We start from the raw sequence: 20,895 nt of genomic DNA, 5'->3' as shown, positions 1-20,895 counted from the left end.
CGCATGACTTTGAGGCTGACTTACCCGGCCACCGCTGAAGACTACCGTGAAAGGGCCCGCGCCCGATTGCCCCGGTTCCTGTTCGATTATCTGGACGGGGGAGCAACCGACGAACAGACCCTCCGCGCCAACGAAACCGAATGGGGCAGCATAAAATTGCGCCAGCGGGTACTGATTGACGTCGACCAGGTGGATACCTCAACCACCCTGGCCGGTGAGTCCTGTGCCATGCCTGCGGTACTGGCACCACTGGGCCTTGCTGGCATGATGGCGCGGCGAGGGGAGGTTCAGGCGGCGCGAAGCGCAGAATCCGCCGGTATACCCTTCACACTCTCCACCGTTGGTATCTGCCCGGTGGAAGAAGTACAGGCCGCAGTGACCAGAGCCGCATGGTTCCAGCTCTACATGATACGAGACCGGGCCCGCATCAAAGCGCTGCTCACCAAAGCCTGGGAAGCGGGCTGTCAGACTCTCGTGTTTACCGTCGACTTACCGCAGCCGGGGATGCGCCATCGCGACTTCCGTAATGGTTTATCCGTCACTGGCCCCCGCGCCAAAGCTCTGAAGGTCGTGCAACTGCTGTCCCGCCCAGGCTGGTTGTGGGATGTGGCCTTGCGTGGAGGCCCGCTGAACTTCGGCAACCTCAGCGACGTTGTGCCGGATGCAGGGGATCTGGACGCCTTCAAGGCCTGGATTGATGCCCAGTTTGATCCTACCGTGACCTGGGCTGACATTGAATGGTTGCGCCGCCACTGGAAAGGCACCCTGTTGCTGAAAGGCATTCTGGATGGAGACGATGCCCGCCAGGCCGTGAATGTGGGAGCCGATGGCATCGTGGTGTCCAACCACGGGGGCCGACAACTGGACGGCGTCGCGTCGGGGGCCGGCAAGCTGCCCGACATTGTGGCGGCTGTCGGCTCAGAGACCGAAATCCTGGTGGATGGCGGCGTTCGCAGCGGCGTGGATATATTTCGTGCTTTGGCACTGGGTGCCCGAGGCGTCATGATCGGCCGTCCCTGGGCCTGGGCGCTGGCTGGCGCCGGAGAGGCCGGTCTGAATAACTTTCTGGCAAGTCTTCAGCAGGAACTTCGGCTGGCCATGACCCTGACCGGTGTTACCCGAATTGTGGACATCGGCAAAGACCAATTGGATAGATACCCTGAACCCGGAAAGCGTGGAGAAAAATAATGACAAACGGCGCACAAGCCCTGATGAAAACCCTGGTGGATGCCGGTGTTGAGGTCTGCTTCAGCAACCCAGGCACCAGCGAAATGCATTTTGTGGCCGCGCTCGATGATGAGCCCAGAATGCGGGCCGTCCTTGCCCTGTTTGAAGGTGTCGCCACCGGTGCGGCCGACGGCTATGCCCGCATGGCTGATAAGCCCGCCGCCACTCTATTGCACCTGGGTTGCGGGTTGGGCAACGGGCTGGCCAACCTGCACAACGCCCGCAAGGGCAAGGTTCCGGTGGTGAACATAGTTGGCGACCACGCCACCTACCACGTGAAATACGATGCCCAGCTGCAATCCGATATCGAAACCGTCGCCCGTAATGTTTCCCCCGGTTTCGTCCGCACTGCCAAGAGTACAGAAACGCTCTGCCAGGATGCCGCCGAAGCCATTGCCGCCGCCCGGACTGCGCCGGGGCAGGTGGCCACACTGATCCTGCCGGCCGATGTTTCCTGGGGGGAGGGCGGTGTGCCAAGTGCCCCCCTGGCGCAGCCCACACCGGAGCCGGCTGACGATGCCACGGTAGAGGCCATTGCCGCTGCCATCCGATCCAGCAAGAAGACGGCCCTGTTGCTGGGCGGCCACGCCTTGCGGGAACCAGGCATGCTGGCAGCAGCAAAGCTGGCCGCACATAGTGGTGTTACCTTGCTGGCAGAGACGTTTCCGACCCGGATGGAACGGGGGGGCGGCCTGCCCTACATTGAGCGCCTTGCCTACCTGGCTGAGCTGGCGACGGTGCAGCTGACCGATGTGGAGCAACTGATTCTGGTGGATGCCAAAGCACCGGTCTCTTTCTTCGCCTATCCCGGCAAGAAGAGCTACCTGGTTCCGGATACCTGCCAGGTACATACCCTGGTGGCCCCCGACCAGGACATCCTGGCCAGCCTGAACAAACTCAACGATGCCGTCGGCGCCAGCCAGTCCGAACCGAAGCTGCAGCCCACGAAACGCCCAGGCCGGCCACGGGGTAAACTGACGGCAGAGAAAGTCTGCAAGGCCGTCGGCCACCTGATGCCCGAGAACGCCATCATCGTGGATGAAGGCATCACCTCCAGCCTGATGCTCTCGGTAATGACCGCCGGCGCGCCCCGCCATGATTTGATCACCCTCACTGGCGGCGCCATTGGTCAGGGCCTGCCCAACGCCGTAGGCGCCGCTGTGGCCTGCCCCGACAGGCCGGTACTGGCCCTGATCGGTGACGGTACCGCCATGTACACCCTCCAGGCCCTGTGGACCATGGCCCGTGAACAACTGAATGTTACCTCCATCATCTTCAACAACGCGTCCTACTCTGTGCTCAACATTGAACTGGAACGGGTTGGTGCGGAAGAAGCCGGTGAAAAAGCCAAATCCCAACTGGACCTGCGCGGCCCGGTGATCAACTTTGCGGAAATGGCCAACGGCATGGGGGTTCATGGCGTGCGGGTGCATACGGCCGAGGAGATGGCAAAGGCCCTTGAGTACGCCCAGAGAATGCCGGGGCCACACCTGATTGAAGCCGTGATACCGGAATCCCTGAGTGGCGTGAAGCGCCGGATACTGCCGTGGATGCTGCGCTCGTTGCCGAGCCTTCCGCTGTCGGTTTCCAAAGCGTTGAAGCGCAAGCTGGCGCCGTGAGGCAGGTTCAGGAAAGCCGGAGAGTCCTGGGACTCTCCGGGGCTATTGCAGGATAGGAAATTAAAGCCAGGTCAGGCCAACGCTGATGATGATGCCGGTAATGATGAGCAGCATCAGGCAATAGCCCATAATGTCCTTGGCTTTCAGCCCGGCAATCGCCAGCACCGGCAGGGCCCAGAAGGGTTGTAACAGGTTGGTCCAGGCATCGCCCCAGGCAACGGCCATGGCCACCCTGGGTATGTCCGCTCCTAGTTCCTGCGCGGCGGGCAACATGACCGGCGCCTGAACCGCCCACTGGCCACCGCCTGACGGCACGAAGATATTCACCAGCCCAGCGCTTAGAAAACTCCAGAACGGCAGGCTTTCTGCGGTCGCAATGGAGACGAAACCTGCCGAAATGCTGGCTGCCAGTCCGGATGCCGTCATGACACTCATGATACCCGCGTAAAATGGGAACTGGATGACAATGCCGGCGCCGCCCTTAACGGCCTCGTTCAGACTGGCAAGAAGGCGTTTGGGGGTCTGGTGCAGAATGATCGCAATGAACAGGAACATAAAGTTCACGATGTTCAGGTTCAGCCCGCCGCCAGCAATAAAGTACTGGAAGACGAATGCAATACCACTGAAACCGATCAGCCAGGCGAGAATCCTGCTGTTTTCCAGGTAATCCGCCGGGCGGCTGATAACCACGGATGTGTCGGGTTCGTCGTCCAGGATTTTGGGGTCTGCGTACACGCTGTCCCTTTCTTCGGGCAGCATGAGGCGGTTAACCAATGGCACGATAATGAACAGTGCCACCACGATGGCCAGGTTGAAGAAAGCGAAGATCGTTTCACTGGTGCCGATAATGCCGATCACGTCTGCCGTGAAGTGGCCCTCGGTAGCGATGGTCAGTGGAATGGACCCGGCAAGCCCACCGTGCCAAACAATGAACCCTGAGTAGGCGCTGGCGATCAGCAACGGATAGTGAACGCGAATCTGGCGTGCCAGGGCTTTGGCGAACAGTGCGCCGACAACCAGGCCGAAGCCCCAGTTGAGGTCGGATAAGCCAAATAACGGAAGTCGTGCGAAGTATCACTGGCGAGATGAGCATAGATGTTGTCCAGTTGTCTCGCCCGCCAGCCCATGACCTGTCGGAGCGGTGAAGGCAACGCTGTGAGCAGGTGCATTGGCGGAACGCTGAGTAGAACAGGGGCCCCGGGTAGCGAGGTGCGAGTAATTGGCGCAACTTAATCAATTGCTGTCGAAAACGATAGCGGGTTGTGAATCCTGTGGCGTCGTTCACACCCATGCTCAGCAGAACCACACCTGCCTCCGGCAACCTGGGCGTTTTTTGCCGGGCCTGCTTACCCTGGCAGAGCAGTACCGGAAAGAGCAGGGCAGTAGTCAGCCAGAAAGGGAGGTGCATCGGGAAGGGCTCCGGTTAATTGGATAGCTTGGCTCGTTTCTCTGGAGACATTCCCCGTTCCCACTCAGCTTCATCTCCCGGTGCTGGCAGAAACCGGCCAAACTCGATCATCTGCGAGGCCGGAATGTCCTGCAGGTAAATCCAGACCTCCTCGGAAGTTATGCCGGCAATCCTGGCTATCGCCTCCAGCACATGAGTCATCAGCGCCTGCTTGATTTCTGCACTGCGGCCTTCCCGGACAAGACCTGACACATAAACGTGGGGCGCGTTGTTCACGCCGCCACCAACAAAGTGCTCACCCTCATCAAGCGAAGTGAACAAAACCTGGGAAAAAAAACGGGGTGCGCCGGTTTGGCTGTTATGGGCCGTTGTTATGGCATCCGCGATCTGGGATTTCTGCTGTCGCGAGAGAGAAAGATTCGCGGTCGTGACAGTATAAGTTGGCATGGGAAAACCCTCCTGACATACAGGCAAGCCGGGATCGATGGGCTACTAAACTTATCTTCTCCTATGGGGGATGATAAGTCCTATAAGATTAGTACAAACCTGGCAACCTTCATTCTTTTTCCGTTGCTGCTCGGGGCATGGCTCTAGATAATGGTCTTGCCGATTTGGAATTAAGAACGAATAGTGGAGGAAACCGGGATGAAAGCGATCAGGCTGCTCAGTACTACTGCGATTTTTCTCGGCGCCCTTTTTGTTGTAGGGCCTGCCCTGGCCGAAGATTCGGAAAATAGAAAGGAGCTTAAGCGGATTGACCTTTCTGGTTCGCCCGAGATGGAGGTGATATCGTCAATCAGTGAATACAAACCCGGCGAGGTTGTTGGGCGCCATTTCCATCACGGAGTCGAATCAGGTTATTTCGTTCAGGGTGGAATGATCCAGCCTCCCGGTAAAGATCCAATTAAGATTCCTACCGGCGCACCCATCATGAACGAGCGTGGCGTACCCCATGCTGGGTTTAAAGTGGTTGGCGACATGCCGTTAAAAATTTTCACAGTACATATAGTCGACAAAGGAAAGCCGCTGTACGAATGGGTTGATAAATAGCTGCGTTACTTTTGTGATCTATAACTCAATGCTGACAGACCCGCCAAGAAAACCGGACGACCCATTGCCGGGGCAGCTTGTTTGGGAGGTTGAAGCCCTGAGCAGCGTCGGGGTTGTCAGCGTCCTTTAGCCTGCGCGCCCGAATACCCGCTCAAAGAATCCGGCCTCACGAACGTCTGGTATCGGCAGGTTGTCCACTTCTTCCAGGGCCCGGCGCCAAAACCTCTCGGGGTCATCCAGTTGCGCTACGTTCGCCCGTTCATCGGGGCTGTAGTGGTTGTGTTCACCGGCTATACCCTTGGCCATGAGCTCCTGGGTCCAGAGGTAGATCGCTCCCCGGATAGTCCTCAGCAGGCGGCAGTAGACGTTCCGGCTGAGATTGATGGCCAGCTCGGCAGTAAGATTGATCTGTTTCTGCAGGAGGGCCATGTCTTCTTTGGCCAGCAGTACCCGATTGCCACTGCCTTTCTTGCAATTAACACAGACTTTCTCAAGGGCTTTCACGCCCTCAAGCAAGTCCATGTAGCCGAATTCTTCTTTCTGCTGATCCTCCATTGGGGCGGGAATCCAGCCATACTGGGGAGACTTGGCAACGATATGTCCATGCAATCGCCGCCGATAGGGTGGGGCGGCCTCCGGGTCCTGATAGCCATCAAATTCGGTACGCAGCCACGCCGCCATTTTCCGGTGTCGAAGCATCATGGCCAGGGTAATGGCGGAGGGCATGATTTCTTCAAGCAGTTCGGCGGAATCCCGCGTCCGCTCGTCGAGGTGGTTAACCGATGTTGACATTGTTCCTCCTCAACAACGGGACCCCCTGGTTTTCAGGTTCTCAGCCCGTTGTTCGTTTTATTGTTTTGGCGTTCAGCGGCATTTTCTGTTACTACCGGTGAGTAAAAAGTAGTCAGATACCGTGGTGGCCGCCGTTGTAAAAAAGTTACTGCTTTGTAACCGCCGGTAAGTGGTTGCCGAAGCTTACGTGATTCAGTGGGCGTCGGCGGTCGCAGGCCTTGGCCAGAGAGGTGAGCGGAATGAAAAAGGGCAGTGAATTCGAGTCCCGGAGAGCATCGATGGTAGCGTGTCAGCTCGTCGCCCGGGGAATCCAGTCGCCACTGGTTCTTGAGGCCATGGGACGGGTGGCACGGGAGAAATTCGTGCCCAAGGGTATGCAGGACCGTGCCTACGATGACGGGCCGCTGCCTATTGGCGCTGGGCAAACGATTTCGCAGCCGTACATCGTGGCCTTGATGGCAGACGCTCTGGATCTTCGGGGTGGCGAAAAAGTGCTGGATATCGGAACCGGGTCGGGTTACGCCGCTGCCGTTATTGCCTGTATCGCCAGCAAGGTTTTCAGCATGGAAAGAGTGCCGGAGTTGGCGGAACGGGCAGCCAGAACCCTGGTATCGGAAGGGTTTGATAGCGTGGTGGTCCGCTGCGGTGATGGCACCCTGGGCTGGCCAGAACACCAGCCCTTCGATGGCATCGTCGTGGCCGCCGGTGCGCCTGCGGTGCCTGAGGCGTTAAAACATCAGCTGGCTGTTGGCGGCTGCCTGGTGATTCCGGTTGGCTCCAGGCATTCCGTGCAGTCGTTACTGCGGATTACCCGGGTTTCGGGGAGCGAATTCAGAACCGAGAACTTCGGAGCTGTTCGTTTTGTACCCCTGCTCGGTGAGCAGGGGTGGTCCTGACGAGATGGTTCTGAACACAGTGAGCGGGCGCGAAGTTCCTCAGCCTTAACGGCATCCGGTTGTACCTGGGCCACCAGGTTTTTCACCACTGCCTGTAAGGCCGGTGAGCACTGATCAACAAGCAGCTCCGATATGAACACCTTGGGGAGTTCCCCGGAGGGGTGTTCATAGTGTCGGGCGTACAGTTTCTTGGCCTCAAAACGGTATTCGCCGTCTTGCTCATAACCAAGGCTCAGAAAGTGTTCAGCCAGGGCTCCGAGCCGCACCGGATCGAGGTTGAAGGTGCGCAGTGCAATGTGGTCATTGACGATGGCCTGTCCTTCTTCGGCGCCCGGGCATTAAATGCTGTTGAGCGCGGGTGAAATGGCGTTAGTATGAACAGCGAGTCAGTATCTGAAACAGACAGTACAATAACAACAAAGGAGCCGTTTATGGCGGTAGATCCCCGGAAGCAGACCTCACTCCATTGCCTGTATTACTGGGCAGAGGAGACCCCCGATCATGTCTACCTGACCCAGCCATTCCCGGATGGCCGTGTCGAGGATATCACCTGGAAGCAGGCCGCAGACCAGGTGTCCCGGATGGCCGCTTACCTGAACAGACTGGATCTTCCGGAGCCGAGCAATATCGGTATCCTGGGCAGGAACAGCGCGCACTGGATCCTGGCCGATCTGGCAATCTGGGCCGCCGGCCACGTGTCGGTGCCATTGTACCCTACCCTCAATGGTGATACCGCGGCCTATGTGCTTGAGCACTGCGAGGCAAAACTGTTGTTCCTCGGTAAACTCGATGGTACCGCAGACGGCTGGAACGACATCAAAAACCACATTCCGGACGATTTGCCGCTTATTTCCCTGCCCATGTCACCAAGGGACGACACGCCAAAGTGGCTGGAGATTATCGCCAGTCAGGGGCCTGCGGACCCGAGGCTGCCAGACCCGGATAACCTGGCGACCATTGTTTACACGTCCGGCAGTACCGGCCGTCCCAAAGGGGTGATGCACAGTTTCCGGACCATGATTTCAGTGGCAGACGGGTTGCAGCAACTGTTCCCGGTCTCTTCCGGTGAACGGATGCTTTCCTACTTGCCGCTGGCCCATGTGGCAGAGCGGGCGGCGGTGGAAACCCAGTCTCTGTATTACGGCTTTCGTCTTTACTTCGCCAATTCCCTGGATACCTTCCAGGAAGATCTTCAGCGGGCGCGGCCGACGCTGTTTTTCTCCGTTCCCCGCCTGTGGATGAAGTTCTACCTGGGTGTAAACGCGAAATTGCCGCCCAAAAAACAGAAGCTGCTGTTCAACCTTCCCATCGTCAGTGGCCTGGTCAAGAAGAAAGTACTCCGGCAGTTGGGGCTGGACCATTGCCGGGCGGCGCTCACCGGCGCCGCGCCGCTGTCCGCTGACATCGTCAACTGGTACCGGAATCTCGGGCTGGAGTTGCTGGAGGTCTATGGCATGTCAGAAAACTTCGGCTACTCCCACGCCAACCGGCCGGGTCAGGCGAGGGCTGGCTCTGTCGGTATGGCCAATCCGGGTGTGGAACATCGCATTGGCGAGGGGGGTGAGGTCCAGGTAAAGAGTCCCGGGCAGATGCTGGGTTATTACAAGAATGATGAAAAAACCAAGGAGGACCTCACCGAGGACGGCTTCCTGAAAACCGGAGACATGGGGGAAATCGACCGGGACGGCAGCCTCCGGATAACCGGCCGGGTGAAAGATTTATTCAAGACCTCGAAGGGCAAGTATGTTGTTCCGGTTCCCATTGAAAACCGTTTTAACCATCCCAAAGCTGAAGTGGTCTGTGTTGCCGGTGCCAACCAGCCGCAGCCGTGCCTGATGATCCTGCTTTCCGAGGAAGCGCGGGGTGAACTGGAAACCGGTGCTGATCGCAGCGAACTTGAGCAGGAGCTGGCCGCTGAACTGGAAGCCGTGAACGCTGAATGTGAATCTCACGAGAAAGTGGCATTCGTGGTGGTGGTCAGGGAACCCTGGACCATGGAGAACGGCATGTTGACGCCGACCATGAAGATCAAGCGGAATGTGATCGAAGACTTCTATAACCAAAAAATGGACGACTGGTTCAGCCAGAAGAAAAAGGTAGTCTGGGAGTTCTGACTCCCGAACGCAAAACGCCGGTGGCTCCCTCGGGCGCCGCCGGCGTTTTCAAATCCCTGTGTTTCGTTTCCAGTCTGCGCGCGGTCTCGCATTTATGCCAGATTTCAGTGTTGGCTCAGTGGCCGCCCTGCATCCGGGTCATGTCCGGAGCAACGTTTGCGGCTTTCCGATTGAAGCTCCGCATCTTGCGACTGAAAAACTGGCCCGCCTGCTTTGCCGCAGCACGGGTATACTGGCGCCTGACCTCAGCACAATTGTGGAGGATACTGGACGGCAGCGGGTGAACGGTTGCGATATGGTTCTGAGTCATAGCGCCTTCCTCCTTTAATCTGATCGGGTTAGTTAGTTATCTACCTTTAATTTACACGGTATTCTAAGGGTTCTTATTTGCAGCTTAAATAAGTTAAAATCCGTACTCACGTTGCAAATATGCAGTAACTATGGACTGGGATTATCTTCGATATATCAGGGCCCTGGCAACAGGTGGAACACTCGCCAAGGCCGGTGAATTACTGGGCGTGCACCAAACCACTGTTTTACGGCGACTTGACCAGATGGAGGAGTCGCTGGGTGTGCAGTTTTTTGAACGAAGCAGAGACGGACTGCAGCTTACACCAGTGGGTGAAACGGCTTTTCGGGAAGCCGAGCGGCTGGCAGTGGAGATGGAAAATCTCGAACGCACATTGGTGGGGCAGGACTCCGCGCCGGTTGGCAAGGTGCGCCTGGCCGCCGAAGACGCCATGATGAATGAGTTGCTCAGCCCGATACTGGCGGAGCTGGTGCGGGAGTTCCCGGATATTGAGCTGGAAATTCTGACGGACAACGATGTGGCCAATCTCAGCCATCGGGAAGCGGACCTGACGCTCCGGCCGGAAAACAAGCCGCAGGCAACCCTCGAGGGAGAGCGGATTGCCGCCATCGAATCGGCGGTTTACGGCTCCGCGCGGTATTGCCGGCGAAACCGCAACATGGACATTGAGAATCATCCGGAGGCCTGCCTGTGGGTTATTCCCGATGAAACCTTCAGCCATCTGGCCACGGGTCGTTGGTACCGCAAGCATCTGAAGAACGTGGCATCTGTCATTCGCTGCAACAGCCTGCAGTCCATGCATGCCCTTGCCAGGGCCGGCGCCGGTCTGGCGGTATTGCCGTGCTATCTCGGTGAAGGTACCCGTGAGCTTCGTCGCCTGTCAGACCCGCTGGAAGGCGAGAGTGTCGATCTGTGGCTGCACGTGAACCAGGATACCCAGCAGATGGCTCGTGTCCGGATTGTCATGGAGTATCTGGTGGAGCGACTGCAGGCGCTTGAACCCCAACTGGCGATCAGAACGGCGCTGTAACCGGATTCAGCCGCAGAACGGCCAGAACTGGTACCAGCGCCAGCACTGGAGCTCCTGTTCACAGGTGTTGAGCTGATGATCATATCGAAAGGCCCGGGCCTGCACCCGGGAGGCGAGGGTCGTCACGGCCGGTTTCTGCACGAAAGTCTTACGGGCATAACCGCCCCGGCCTTCGTGGTAAGCGAGATACAGTTGCCGCGGGGCTGAAAACGGAATATCCAGCTGCCGGTGGGTCAGGTGATTGTACCAGCCGACAAAGTCCAGGGCGTACTCCATATCGGTGCGAACGGTAAACCAGCCCTCACCGTTGGCCTGCAGGTATTCCTGCCACGCCGGGTCCAGGGCCTGGGCATAGCCGTAGGCGGTTGTCGGCCTGGTCCAGGGAATAAAGCCCCAGAGCACGGAGCGCGGTGGGCGGGCATGGCTGCGGAAGGACGATTCGTAGTAGACAAAGGCCATTTGCGTCGCGATTGGTGTGCCCCACCGTTGCTCGGATTCGCGGGCGTAGTCATACCAGGCCGGATGTTCCCGGAAGATTTCGCACAGGTCTTCCGGGTTCGCCGGAGGGGCCGGTGCCAGCAGGCTGAACCGCAAAGTGGCCCAGGTGGCCATCAGCAAACCCAGCGCCGGCAACCCGTACCACCGGGCCCGGCTTCTCCAGATCTCGATGGCCGTTCGGCGACGTCTGCTGTTCTGGCGAGGCTTCTTCCGCATTCCTACCAAACTGTCATCTCCGGGACCGCGGGATTGCTTGCTGCATGCATCACACCCATGGCATAAGGGAATCAACAATACGTTCGGGATGATAGGTAAATGAAGCGATTTGCCCTAATTAAACCTCTTTTAGTCACAGCCCTGCTCTTTACCGGAGCGGTCCAGGCGGCAACGGATGCCCGCCAGGTCCTGGCGGCGTCGCCTGTTGACGATATTGTCGCCAGATATCCTGCCATGATGAGCCAGGGCATTCGGGACGGTCTGAAGCGAAGCGGCCAGTTGCCGCCCATGGTGGCGGATACCATCGGTAATCTGGTGAGTAAGAGTTTCAGTGCCGCCGACATTGAGCAGCAGATTATTACCGATTTGCAAAACCAGCTGACGGACGCACAGCTTGACGCGGTGCAGGACTGGTATGAAACACCGGTTGCAAAGAAGATTTCCGCTGCCGAGATTGCCGCTTCCGAGCCGTCTGCCTGGCAACAGATCCAGGCCCGTGCTCCAGAACTGAACGCCAAATACAAGGGCACCCGCAAAGCGCAAATGTTCGACCGCTTTGACCGCGCCTCCCGCGCTACTGAAAGCGCGGTGGATACAAGCATCGCGGTGCAGCTCGGGCTGGCAACGGCCATGGCGGCGTTCAGCAGTGATTCGGTCAATTACGATCAGCTCCGGCAGCGCATTGAAAGCCAGCGCAGTATGCTGACCGGTGTTGTCGGCCAGCAGGTGTACGACAGCTATCTCTATACCTACGAGACTATCGGTGCCCAGGAAATGAACCTGTATCTGGGGTTTCTGGAAAGCCCCGCCGGTGCGGCGTTCTCGAGGGTTGTTACCAATAGCATCCAGCAGGCGATCACCGACCCGATCGAATCCGTTGGCAGGCAATTGGCGCAATTTCTCTCGCCGGCGTCCGCAAACAGCCAGTAAATGCTGCTGAAAGCGCTCTGAAATTTGTGAAAAGGCAAATTCGGGTCCACTCTCCTTGGTAAGAGTGACCGAGGAGGTGCGACCATGGATTTTAATGCCTATCAGAAAGCGCTTCCGGCAGAATTAAGGGGCTCTGAGTGCCCCTTCGGGGCGGAAGAATTTGATCATCGGCTTGCCCGGGTGCGGGATAGGATGGCCGCTGACGATGTGGACGCGTTGCTGCTAACAGACCCTTCCGATATTTTCTATCTGACCGGTTACAGTACCTTTGAGGTGTCCGTTCACGTCGCCCTGCTGGTCACAAGCTCATCCCTGCTTCTGCAGGTGCCGTCCATCGAAATGGGGCCAGCCATGGTGACAACCCGGGTTACCAAGGTTACCGGTTACCGCTGGGAAGGCATTGGCGAAGTACTGTCGCCTTTGATTGATGCCCTGAACGGTTCTGCGGATATTGTCGGCATTGATGCCTGGCACGGCTCGCTCCGGCAGGGGGTGCTTGAAGGCCTGAAAGCAAGGCTTTCCAGCGTTCGGTTTATTGATAGTGGCGGCCTCGTAAAGAAGATTCGCATTGTCAAATCCTCAGGTGAAATCGAGTACTTGCGAGAGAGTGCGCGTATCACCGGAGAAGGGCTGAAAGCGGCAGCGGCGGAAGTTCGGCCAGGGGTAACGGATAACGACATTGCTGCTGTTGGTGCCCGGGCCCTCCTGGAAGCAGGCAGTGAATTCATGAGCATGCAACCGATCATAACCACAGGTCGGCGCAGCAGCGTGATTCACACCAACCACAAACGCTTCAGGATAGAGCAGGACGAGCCGGTATTTCTGGAGTTCGGTTCCGCCTGGCAGCGCTATACTGCACCCATGATGCAAACGGTGGTGGCCGGAACGCCATCGCGGGAAATGCGACAGGTGTTCGACGGTTGTCGGCGCATTGTGGATGTCCTTCTGGCGGCAGTGAAACCGGGAGTGACCTTTGATTCCGCCGCCCAGGCAGCGGAAAAAGTCCTGGCCCCCCTTGCCGGCACCGTGTTTTTCTCCGGCGTATTCGGCTATACCGTTGGTGCCCAGTTTCCGCCCTCCTGGGTGGAGGGTTCGGGCTTTATCGCACGCGGTGGTAACACGGAATTCAGTCCCGGAATGGTGTTCCATCTCCCGATTTGCCTGCGTGTGCCCGGGAAATGGGGGATCGGGTGCAGTGAGACGATTCTGGTGACGGATGCCGGCGCGGAGCCGATTACGTCCAACCCCTGGACGCTCGGCTCCTGAGAATCAGATCAGTTGCGGCTGGTCACTTCCAGCAGGTGGTAGCCGAACTGGGTCTTGACCGGACCGATCACGGTGTTCAGCTCGCTGTTGAACACGGCCTTGTCGAACTCGGGAACCATCTGGCCCGGGCCGAAAGAGCCCAGGTCACCGCCGTTTCGGCCGGAGGGGCATGAAGAGTGCTGCTTTGCCACTTCGGCGAAATCCTGGCCGCCTTCGATGGCTTTTTTCAGTTCTTCACATTTTGCTTCGCTGTCTACCAGAATGTGGCGTGCGGTTGCTTGTGCCATGTTCAATATCCTGTTGTCGGATGAATGGGTTCGTCAGAACGGGAATGCTGCCCGGACCGCACGCCAGAGGCAAGTGCTTTTTATCCGTGTTTCTGCGGCCTCACAGTCCTGCCTGCAAACCTGTACAATGCCGGCTTTCTTACAGTCGGCGCCTGCCGGCCCCACATCGACAGGTTTGCTTCTTGATTTCCACCGCCAATATCACCATGCAATTCGGGGCCAGGCCCCTGTTTGAGAATGTTTCTGCGAAATTCGGCAACGGCAACCGCTATGGTTTGATCGGGGCTAACGGCTGCGGCAAATCCACGCTGATGAAGATACTCGGTGGTGACCTCGAGCCCTCCGCGGGCCAGGTCATGCTGGAGCCCAGTGTCCGGCTCGGTAAACTGCGCCAGGACCAGTTCGCCTATGAAGACTGCTCGGTGCTGGACACCGTCATCATGGGCCATGAGGAACTGTGGAGCGTTAAAAAAGAGCGGGACCGCATCTACTCCCTGCCGGAAATGAGCGAGCAAGACGGCATGGCCGTGGCGGATCTGGAAGTGCTGTTCGCGGAAATGGATGGCTACACCGCCGACGCCCGCGCTGGCGAGCTGCTGCTTGGCCTCGACATCCCGCTGGAGCGGCACAATGGCCCCATGAGCGCCCTGGCGCCGGGCTGGAAACTGCGTGTTCTGTTGGCTCAAGCGCTGTTCTCCGATCCGGACGTACTGCTGCTGGACGAGCCCACCAACCACCTGGACATCAACACCATCCGCTGGCTGGAAAACGTCCTGGTGGCCCGCAACAGCACCATGATCATCATTTCCCACGACCGCCACTTCCTGAACAGCGTGTGCACGCACATGGCGGATCTGGATTATGGCGAACTGCGTCTGTTCCCGGGTAACTACGACGAATACATGACCGCCGCTACCCAGGCTCGCGAGCGCATGTTGTCCGACAACGCCAGGAAAAAGGCCCAGATTGCCGAGCTGCAGCAGTTCGTCAGCCGCTTCTCTGCCAATGCCTCGAAAGCCAGGCAGGCCACCTCCCGCGCCCGCCAGATTGACAAGATCCAGCTGGAAGAGGTGAAACCCTCAAGCCGGGTGAGCCCGTTTATCCGTTTCGAGCAGGGCAGGAAACTGCATCGCCAGGCCGTGACCCTCAGGAACATAACCAAGGGCTTCGATGAAAAGCCCTTGTTCAAGAACCTGAACCTACAGGTTGAGGCTGGCGAGCGGGTAGCGATCATCGGCCCCAACGGCATCGGCAAAACCACCCTGCTGCAGTGCCTGTCCGGCGCTTACACGCCCGACAGCGGCGAGGTAAAGTGGACCGACAGCGCTGAAGTTGGCTACTTCGCCCAGGACCATACCGCAGATTTTGCCGATGATGACAGCCTGACGGACTGGATGGCCCAGTGGACCACCGGGGGTGAACAACTGGTTCGGGGTACCCTGGGGCGCATGCTGTTTTCCGGCGACGACATCGCCAAATCTGTCCGTGTGATCTCGGGCGGCGAGCAGGGGCGGATGCTGTTCGGCAAGCTGATCCTGCAAAAGCCCAATGTGATGCTGATGGATGAGCCTACCAATCACCTGGATATGGAGTCCATTGAGGCGCTGAACCTGGCGCTGGAGAACTATCCGGGTACACTGATTTTCGTCAGCCATGATCGGGAGTTTGTTTCTTCGCTGGCTACGCGCATCATTGAGCTTAAGGCCGACGGTGTTACTGACTTTAGTGGGTCTTATGACGACTATCTTCGTAGCCAGGGGTACCTCTAAGACTTAGGCTCTGGGTGCGGGCGGACATGTGGGCCTGGCTTTCCAAAACACGCTCCTTGCGGCACGTCCATGTGACGCTTGGGCTCCGCCATCCATGGCTCCGCACAGTTTTGGAAAGCCAGGCCCACACGCCCGCTTCAATCTTGTGAGTAGCCTTCGGTCATTTTAAGGAAAAGAACATGGGCGAGATTGAAATAGTTAACACAACCCGCAAATGGGTCGAAGATGTCGTCGTCGGCTACAATCTGTGCCCGTTCGCCAAACGGGAACTGGTCCGGAACCGGGTTCGGTTTGTGGTGTCGGATGCAGGGACCGAAGATGAGCTTCTTCACGCTCTTCACTCGGAGCTTCAGCGTCTGGAGGACGAACCGGAGATAGAAACCACCCTGTTGATTCACCCGGGTGTATTGCAGGACTTTGCTTCCTACAATGAATTTCTGGATGCTGCGGATGGTTTGTTGGCGTATCTGGATATGGAAGGTGTTTACCAGATCGCCAGTTTCCACCCGGATTACCAGTTTGAGGGCACCGAGTCGGGTGCTGCGGAGAATTACACCAACCGTTCACCGTTCCCGATGCTGCACCTGTTGCGCGAAGCCAGCCTGGAAGCGGCGATTGACAGTTATCCGGATGTGGATGGGATTCCGCAGAGAAACATTGAGTTGATGGAACAACTGGGCGCAGAGAAGATGCGAAAGACTCTTGCAGCATGTTTCGGTGAGTCCGCCCCTGGGCGGAATGGGGAGTAACCGTTCCTTGCACAGATTTTCAGGCTGGGGACGGCAAACTCAGATTTATCGTTTCCACCGGATACCATAAGAGCCAGAACACATGGGACTGCTTTTCGAGCAAATTGACAGCCAACCCTCGGTGATCGGTGAGATCACCCTGCGCCGGCGTCGGATTCCGGCGATTGGCGACCGGGATATCTACGAGGTGAAGCTGGGCGAGGAATTCCTCATGTCCAGCATGTTCGTGGACGCCGAAGTTGCCCTCTCCGACATCGGACTGGGCGAAACCGAAGGTGAAAACCTCCGTGTGGTTGTCGGCGGACTCGGCCTCGGTTACACCGCCGTGGCGGCTCTCAAACACCAGCGGGTCGACGAACTGCTCGTGGTCGAATACCTCGCGCCTGTGATTGGCTGGCATCAGAAAGAGCTCGTGCCCCTGGGCAAAGACCTTAATGCCGACCCACGGAATCGCTACGTTCATGCCAGCTTTTTTGACCTGGCTATCGCCGACCCCGAAACCGGCGGCTTTGATCCCGATAACCCCGGCAAGCCATTCGATGCCATCCTCCTCGATATCGACCACTCGCCCCGGGCCTTGCTGCATGACTCCAGTGCCAGCTTCTACACCGCCAACAACCTTCGCCTGATGGCCCGGCAACTCCGGCCCCGGGGCGTGTTCGCCATGTGGTCGAACGAGGGCGAGGATGAAAAATTCATGGCCGTGTTGAATGAAGTATTCACCGATGTCGCCTGCCACGTCGTATCCTTCTTTAATCCGTTCCAGAACAGGGAATCGTTCAACACCGTGTATGTGGCCCGAAAGCCGGGCTGAGAAACCGGAGTGCGTATGCCTGTAACGACCCATCGAAGCCGTCCCTTCAGTTCCAGCCAGCGCCTGCCCGAAACGGATCAGCCGCCGGTGTTACATGAGCCGGTAGAGGCGGGGGCGTTGCTGGCGGAGTTTATCCATCGCCACCCAAGGCTGCTGATTCTCACCGGGGCCGGGGTCAGTACCGATTCCGGCATTCCGGATTATCGCGATGGCGACGGCGCCTGGAAGCGCAGGCAGCCGGTTCAGCACAAGGCCTTCATGGAGGATTTTCATACCCGCCAGCGATACTGGGGCCGTAGCCTGATTGGCTGGCCAGTGATGCGCAACGCTGCGCCTAACCCTTCACACCAGTACATCTCCGACCTCGAGCTGCTGAATCACAGCAGCCTGGTGGTGACTCAGAATGTCGACCGGCTGCATCAGAAAGCCGGTACCCGGGCGGTAACCGATCTTCACGGCCGGGCGGATGAGGTGGTGTGCATGAGCTGCGGCTATCGCTGCCCGCGGGACCAGGTGCACGACCGTTGTACGGATCTTAATCCCGGATTCCGCAAGTATACCGCGGAGCGCGCGCCCGATGGCGACGCCGATCTGGAGGTGGATTTCTCGGATTTCCAGCTGGCGGACTGCCCGAGGTGCGAGGGTATTCTGAAGCCGGATGTGGTGTTTTTCGGGGATTTTGTACCCAAAGACCGCGTTTTTTCGGCACTGGATGTGCTCAGGGCCAGCGATGGTCTGCTGGTGATTGGTTCGTCGCTGATGGTCTATTCCGGGTTTCGTTTCTGCCGCTATGCGAGAGAATGGGGCAAGCCCATGGCAACGCTTAACCTCGGCCGTACCCGGGCGGAGGAACTGGTGGACCTCAAGCTCAATGCCCGCATCGGCGAAACGCTTGAAGCCGCACTGAAGCAACTGTGACGGGAAGCTGGCGTTAAGTCGGGGTCAGATGAAAGCGTTCATCTGACCCCGGATTTTGATCCGGGATCAACTGAAGTGAAGGCGGGGTCAGATGAACGCTTTCATCTGACCCCTTTTTCACAGCTCTGCAGGGGCGGCTTCAGGCCAGGTTATAGAGAAACACCGCTGCAACGGCGACCGGCGTGATGAAGCGTATCGTCACGTACCACAAACGGAACATTGGCGCGGACAGCGACAATTCATTCTCCAGTGCCTGGCGGGACATCACCCAGCCGGCGAAGACTGCCACCAGAAAACCACCCAGTGGCAGCAGGATGTTGGCGGTGAAGAAGTCCAGCAGGTCGAAGATGGTCTTGTCCTCCAGCATTGGCACAAAGCCCAGGGGCGCAAAGTCAGCCCACAGGTTCAGGGACAGGATGGAGACAATGCCCAGCGCCCAGCAAACAACGCCCGCGCCCAGTGTGCTGACTGTGCGGTTCATGCCTTTCTGCTCCTCAAGCCATTCCACAATCGGCTCCAGCAGCGAAATCCCCGATGTCCAGGCGGCAAAGATCAGCAGCACAAAGAACAGGGTGCCAAACAGCGAGCCCATGGGCATCTGACCGAAGGCCAGTGGCAGGGTCTGGAAGATCAGCCCGGGGCCGGCGCCGGGTTCCAGGCCATTGGCGAATACGATCAGGAAAATCGCCAGGCCCGCGAGCAGCGCTACACCCGTGTCGATGACGGAGACGGTAATGGACGTCTTGGCGATGGAGATGTTCTTGGGCAGGTAGGAACCGTAAGCCATCATCACCGCCATACCCAGGCTCAGGGTGAAGAATGCATGTCCCAGTGCCACCAGTATCCCTGAGGTAGTGAGCTTGGAGAAGTCGGGCTGGAACAGGAAGGCCGCAGCACGACCAAAGCTGCCGCTGGTCATGGCGTAGCCGACTACGATCAGCAGCAGCACAAACAGCGCCGGCATCAGAATGCTGACAGCTCGCTCAAGCCCGGAACGGACACCACGGGCGACCACCACCATCACCAGCGCCAGGAACACGCTGTGCCACAGGAGCAGGGCTGCCGGATCGCTGAGCAGCCCGGAGAATATCGCGCCAATGGCCTCTGCGGACTGGCCCGCAAACTGGCCACTGGCGGCCGTTCCAACGTAGGACACGGCCCAGCCGCCAATCACCGAATAGAACGACAGAATCAGGAAACCGGCCAGCACGCCGACAGCACCGATCATCCGCCAGACCGGTTTCAGGCCCTCGCGTGCTGCAATCAGGCGCAGGCTGTTCACGGGGCTGTGGCCACCCCGGCGGCCAATCATGACTTCAGCCATCATGATGGGAATACCGACCACGGCAATGCAGACCAGGTATATCAGGACAAAGGCGCCACCGCCGTTCTCACCGGTAACGTAGGGGAATTTCCAGATATTGCCGAGGCCGACGGCGGAACCGGTGGCGGCGAGGATAAAGGCGAGGCGCGATGACCAGAGGCCCCGTTTCGCATTGGAACCGTCAAGTGTCCCCGAATAGGTGGCGGAACCTGATGAATTGGCAGACATATCTTTCTCCTGGAGTACTTGTTTTTGTCAGGGATTGGAAGGCTGGAAGCTGCGGTGGTCTGCAGCTTCCAGGGGATGCACAGGCGTCAGGTTACCCGGTGCAGGCCAACCGCTCAGGCGCCGGCCCGGCGCAGGCGGTGTGCTTTTTGAACCGTTCTTCCGCCAGTTCGTTGGCGATCTCACCGGTCGGGCGGCCCGAGCGGTCAGAACGGTTAAAGATTTCGGTCAGGGTGTCGCCGATGGTGTCCACATGAGCGCGAACCTTTTCCGGCGTGGCACCGGTGCGCTCGTAGAACACATCAATGATGCCACCGGCGTTGATGGCGAAGTCGGGCGCATAGAGGATGCCCCGGTCCCGCAGCATGGCGTCGTGCTCCGGGTGCTCCAGCAGGTTGTTGGCGGCGCCGGCCACAATGGTGGCTTGCAATTGCAGAATGCTGTCATCGTTCAGCACCGCGCCCATGGCGCAGGGGGCGACCACGTCCACCGGCAGGAACAGGATGTCCTCGGCGGTGGCCGGTTTGGCGCCCAGTTGATCCACGGCCCGCTGCATATTATCGTCGTGGATGTCATACACCCACAGCTCGGCGCCGGCGTCCTTCAGGTGTTTCGCCAGCCGGAAACCGACATTGCCAATGCCCTGGATAGCCACTTTCAGCCCGTTCAGGTTATCCCGTCCCAGCTTGTGTTTCACTGCCGCTTTCAGGCCAATAAAGGTGCCGTAGGCTGTCGCGGGTGACGGGTCGCCGTTGCTGGGGTTGCCGTCGAAACCGGTACGCGAGGCAATTCCGGCAACGTGGCGCGTGTGCCGGCCCATCACCTTGAGGTCGGGCACGCTGGTGCCTGAGTCTTCCGCCGCGATGTATTGGCCTCCAAGACTCTCAAGATGGCGCCCCATGGCTTCCATCAGGGCCTCGGTTTTCTGTTTGCGAGGGTCGCCGATAATCACGGACTTGCCGCCACCCAGATCCAGATTGGCCAGGGCGGATTTATAGGTCATAACGCGCGACAGGCGCAGCACGTCGCGCAGGGCTTGCTCGTCCGTCATATAGGGGAACATCCGGCATCCGCCCATGGCGGGTCCGCGGGAGGTATTGTGGATGGCAACAATGGCTTTCAGTCCGGTTTCAGAATCGCAGAAAAAGGACAGGTGTTCGTGGTTGTCGAATTCAGGATGGCTGAATACGTTCATGGAGGGGGTGCTATCGAGCATTTTGAAATCCTCTCCCACCTGGCCGGATCTCGGCATGAGCGGGTATCTTGTTTTTGTCGTCCGGCTTGTGGCCGGCGGTTTGATTTCATCGGTCCCGGATTTCCATTGGGAAATGCCCTTTTGGGGCTGGACAGGAACAAATTAGCGACGATTGACGTATACGTCAATTTCAAATTGGTGAATGACTGGCCATTTTCATGAGTTATTCAACTAACGGTTTGAGCTTCGGGCAAAAAT

20 protein-coding genes and 1 pseudogene are annotated in these 20,895 nt (G+C 58.4%); 12 read left to right on the top strand and 9 right to left on the bottom strand.

The window, feature by feature from the left end; genetic code table 11:
- The first annotated feature begins 3 nt into the window (after nt 1–3).
- Both QPL96_RS01845 and QPL96_RS01840 read left to right on the top strand, forming a co-directional pair.
- A complete protein-coding gene (locus tag QPL96_RS01845; RefSeq protein ID WP_303285175.1) occupies nt 4–1,188 on the top strand; it encodes an L-lactate dehydrogenase in 1,185 nt (394 codons plus the stop codon).
- On the top strand, nt 1,188–2,846 hold the full coding sequence (locus tag QPL96_RS01840; protein ID WP_303285174.1) for an acetolactate synthase large subunit: 1,659 nt from the start codon (nt 1,188–1,190) through the stop codon (nt 2,844–2,846). The genes QPL96_RS01845 and QPL96_RS01840 overlap by 1 nt, the downstream gene beginning before the upstream one ends.
- 60 nt (nt 2,847–2,906) lie before the next feature.
- Here the strand turns inward: QPL96_RS01840 and QPL96_RS01835 are convergent, their stop codons facing one another.
- The gene (locus QPL96_RS01835; protein ID WP_303285238.1) at nt 2,907–3,824 is read right to left on the bottom strand and encodes a short-chain fatty acid transporter; all 918 of its coding nucleotides are present in this window, start codon (nt 3,822–3,824) and stop codon (nt 2,907–2,909) included.
- 445 nt (nt 3,825–4,269) lie between these two features.
- Complete coding sequence (locus tag QPL96_RS01830) at nt 4,270–4,701, bottom strand: tautomerase family protein (RefSeq protein WP_303285173.1); 432 nt, start codon at nt 4,699–4,701, stop codon at nt 4,270–4,272.
- A 198-nt stretch (nt 4,702–4,899) separates the two neighbouring features.
- On the opposite strand from QPL96_RS01830, the gene QPL96_RS01825 reads away from it, so the two are divergent.
- Nucleotides 4,900–5,304 carry a hypothetical protein gene (locus QPL96_RS01825; protein WP_303285171.1) on the top strand — a complete coding sequence of 135 codons (405 nt, stop codon included), beginning with the start codon at nt 4,900–4,902 and terminating at the stop codon, nt 5,302–5,304.
- 126 nt (nt 5,305–5,430) lie between these two features.
- On the opposite strand, the gene QPL96_RS01820 is transcribed toward QPL96_RS01825, so the two are convergent.
- Entirely contained in the window at nt 5,431–6,096 is a 666-nt protein-coding gene (locus QPL96_RS01820; protein ID WP_303285170.1) for a hypothetical protein, read from the bottom strand.
- A gap of 239 nt (nt 6,097–6,335) precedes the next feature.
- Between QPL96_RS01820 and QPL96_RS01815 the strand changes: the two genes are divergently transcribed.
- A complete protein-coding gene (locus tag QPL96_RS01815) occupies nt 6,336–6,992 on the top strand; it encodes a protein-L-isoaspartate(D-aspartate) O-methyltransferase (RefSeq protein WP_303285168.1) in 657 nt (218 codons plus the stop codon).
- A gap of 128 nt (nt 6,993–7,120) precedes the next feature.
- Here QPL96_RS01815 and QPL96_RS01810 read toward each other — a convergent pair.
- Nucleotides 7,121–7,258 (bottom strand): annotated as a pseudogene (locus QPL96_RS01810) (DUF1338 domain-containing protein); the annotation flags it as partial.
- A 165-nt stretch (nt 7,259–7,423) separates the two neighbouring features.
- Here QPL96_RS01810 and QPL96_RS01805 point away from each other — a divergent pair.
- Nucleotides 7,424–9,106 carry an AMP-binding protein gene (locus QPL96_RS01805; RefSeq protein WP_303285167.1) on the top strand — a complete coding sequence of 561 codons (1,683 nt, stop codon included), beginning with the start codon at nt 7,424–7,426 and terminating at the stop codon, nt 9,104–9,106.
- 115 nt (nt 9,107–9,221) lie between these two features.
- Here the strand turns inward: QPL96_RS01805 and QPL96_RS01800 are convergent, their stop codons facing one another.
- Nucleotides 9,222–9,416 (bottom strand): hypothetical protein, encoded by a 195-nt coding sequence (locus QPL96_RS01800; RefSeq protein ID WP_303285166.1) that lies wholly within the window; start codon nt 9,414–9,416, stop codon nt 9,222–9,224.
- A gap of 130 nt (nt 9,417–9,546) precedes the next feature.
- Here QPL96_RS01800 and QPL96_RS01795 point away from each other — a divergent pair, with 130 nt between their 5' ends.
- Nucleotides 9,547–10,446, top strand: a complete 900-nt coding sequence (locus QPL96_RS01795; protein WP_303285165.1) for a LysR family transcriptional regulator — start codon at nt 9,547–9,549, stop codon at nt 10,444–10,446.
- Between the two features lie 6 nt (nt 10,447–10,452).
- Here the strand turns inward: QPL96_RS01795 and QPL96_RS01790 are convergent, their stop codons facing one another.
- The gene (locus QPL96_RS01790) at nt 10,453–11,160 is read right to left on the bottom strand and encodes a lysozyme-like domain containing protein (RefSeq protein ID WP_303285164.1); all 708 of its coding nucleotides are present in this window, start codon (nt 11,158–11,160) and stop codon (nt 10,453–10,455) included.
- 99 nt (nt 11,161–11,259) lie between these two features.
- On the opposite strand from QPL96_RS01790, the gene QPL96_RS01785 reads away from it, so the two are divergent.
- The gene (locus tag QPL96_RS01785) at nt 11,260–12,090 is read left to right on the top strand and encodes a DUF2059 domain-containing protein (protein WP_303285162.1); all 831 of its coding nucleotides are present in this window, start codon (nt 11,260–11,262) and stop codon (nt 12,088–12,090) included.
- A gap of 84 nt (nt 12,091–12,174) precedes the next feature.
- Nucleotides 12,175–13,356, top strand: coding sequence for a Xaa-Pro peptidase family protein (locus tag QPL96_RS01780; protein ID WP_303285160.1), 1,182 nt, complete (start codon nt 12,175–12,177; stop codon nt 13,354–13,356).
- An 8-nt stretch (nt 13,357–13,364) separates the two neighbouring features.
- Here the strand turns inward: QPL96_RS01780 and QPL96_RS01775 are convergent, their stop codons facing one another.
- On the bottom strand, nt 13,365–13,643 hold the full coding sequence (locus QPL96_RS01775; protein ID WP_303285159.1) for a peptidylprolyl isomerase: 279 nt from the start codon (nt 13,641–13,643) through the stop codon (nt 13,365–13,367).
- 182 nt (nt 13,644–13,825) lie between these two features.
- Here QPL96_RS01775 and QPL96_RS01770 point away from each other — a divergent pair, with 182 nt between their 5' ends.
- The 4 genes from QPL96_RS01770 (at nt 13,826) to QPL96_RS01755 (ending at nt 17,893) form a co-directional block, all read left to right on the top strand.
- Complete coding sequence (locus tag QPL96_RS01770; protein WP_303285158.1) at nt 13,826–15,412, top strand: ABC-F family ATPase; 1,587 nt, start codon at nt 13,826–13,828, stop codon at nt 15,410–15,412.
- Between the two features lie 179 nt (nt 15,413–15,591).
- Complete coding sequence (locus tag QPL96_RS01765; RefSeq protein WP_117617909.1) at nt 15,592–16,161, top strand: DUF1415 domain-containing protein; 570 nt, start codon at nt 15,592–15,594, stop codon at nt 16,159–16,161.
- Nucleotides 16,162–16,243: 82 nt separating this feature from the next.
- Complete coding sequence (locus QPL96_RS01760) at nt 16,244–16,975, top strand: spermidine synthase (RefSeq protein ID WP_303285156.1); 732 nt, start codon at nt 16,244–16,246, stop codon at nt 16,973–16,975.
- Nucleotides 16,976–16,990: 15 nt separating this feature from the next.
- Nucleotides 16,991–17,893: an NAD-dependent protein deacetylase gene (locus QPL96_RS01755; RefSeq protein ID WP_303285155.1), complete on the top strand. Its 903-nt coding sequence runs from the start codon at nt 16,991–16,993 to the stop codon at nt 17,891–17,893.
- A gap of 139 nt (nt 17,894–18,032) precedes the next feature.
- Here the strand turns inward: QPL96_RS01755 and QPL96_RS01750 are convergent, their stop codons facing one another.
- Both QPL96_RS01750 and QPL96_RS01745 read right to left on the bottom strand, forming a co-directional pair.
- Nucleotides 18,033–19,445 carry a sodium-dependent transporter gene (locus tag QPL96_RS01750; protein ID WP_303285154.1) on the bottom strand — a complete coding sequence of 471 codons (1,413 nt, stop codon included), beginning with the start codon at nt 19,443–19,445 and terminating at the stop codon, nt 18,033–18,035.
- Between the two features lie 91 nt (nt 19,446–19,536).
- Nucleotides 19,537–20,637, bottom strand: a complete 1,101-nt coding sequence (locus tag QPL96_RS01745) for a Glu/Leu/Phe/Val dehydrogenase (RefSeq protein ID WP_303285236.1) — start codon at nt 20,635–20,637, stop codon at nt 19,537–19,539.
- Between the last annotated feature and the right edge of the window lie 258 nt (nt 20,638–20,895).

It is taken from the genome of Marinobacter sp. SS8-8, from assembly GCF_030540945.1.
In the GTDB taxonomy this organism is placed as follows: Bacteria; Pseudomonadota; Gammaproteobacteria; order Pseudomonadales; family Oleiphilaceae; genus Marinobacter.
This window is presented reverse-complemented; position numbering and strand designations above follow the sequence as displayed.

Coding starts and splice junctions, on each gene's coding strand:
- QPL96_RS01760 (WP_303285156.1), top strand. CDS start 16,244: ATGGGACTGCTTTTCGAGCAAATTGACAGCCAACCCTCGGTGATCGGT.
- QPL96_RS01815 (WP_303285168.1), top strand. CDS start 6,336: ATGAAAAAGGGCAGTGAATTCGAGTCCCGGAGAGCATCGATGGTAGCG.
- QPL96_RS01840 (WP_303285174.1), top strand. CDS start 1,188: ATGACAAACGGCGCACAAGCCCTGATGAAAACCCTGGTGGATGCCGGT.
- QPL96_RS01775 (WP_303285159.1), bottom strand. CDS start 13,643: ATGGCACAAGCAACCGCACGCCACATTCTGGTAGACAGCGAAGCAAAA.
- QPL96_RS01830 (WP_303285173.1), bottom strand. CDS start 4,701: ATGCCAACTTATACTGTCACGACCGCGAATCTTTCTCTCTCGCGACAG.
- QPL96_RS01845 (WP_303285175.1), top strand. CDS start 4: ATGACTTTGAGGCTGACTTACCCGGCCACCGCTGAAGACTACCGTGAA.
- QPL96_RS01750 (WP_303285154.1), bottom strand. CDS start 19,445: ATGTCTGCCAATTCATCAGGTTCCGCCACCTATTCGGGGACACTTGAC.
- QPL96_RS01790 (WP_303285164.1), bottom strand. CDS start 11,160: ATGCGGAAGAAGCCTCGCCAGAACAGCAGACGTCGCCGAACGGCCATC.
- QPL96_RS01765 (WP_117617909.1), top strand. CDS start 15,592: ATGGGCGAGATTGAAATAGTTAACACAACCCGCAAATGGGTCGAAGAT.
- QPL96_RS01745 (WP_303285236.1), bottom strand. CDS start 20,637: ATGAACGTATTCAGCCATCCTGAATTCGACAACCACGAACACCTGTCC.
- QPL96_RS01780 (WP_303285160.1), top strand. CDS start 12,175: ATGGATTTTAATGCCTATCAGAAAGCGCTTCCGGCAGAATTAAGGGGC.
- QPL96_RS01825 (WP_303285171.1), top strand. CDS start 4,900: ATGAAAGCGATCAGGCTGCTCAGTACTACTGCGATTTTTCTCGGCGCC.
- QPL96_RS01785 (WP_303285162.1), top strand. CDS start 11,260: ATGAAGCGATTTGCCCTAATTAAACCTCTTTTAGTCACAGCCCTGCTC.
- QPL96_RS01800 (WP_303285166.1), bottom strand. CDS start 9,416: ATGACTCAGAACCATATCGCAACCGTTCACCCGCTGCCGTCCAGTATC.
- QPL96_RS01795 (WP_303285165.1), top strand. CDS start 9,547: ATGGACTGGGATTATCTTCGATATATCAGGGCCCTGGCAACAGGTGGA.
- QPL96_RS01805 (WP_303285167.1), top strand. CDS start 7,424: ATGGCGGTAGATCCCCGGAAGCAGACCTCACTCCATTGCCTGTATTAC.
- QPL96_RS01755 (WP_303285155.1), top strand. CDS start 16,991: ATGCCTGTAACGACCCATCGAAGCCGTCCCTTCAGTTCCAGCCAGCGC.
- QPL96_RS01820 (WP_303285170.1), bottom strand. CDS start 6,096: ATGTCAACATCGGTTAACCACCTCGACGAGCGGACGCGGGATTCCGCC.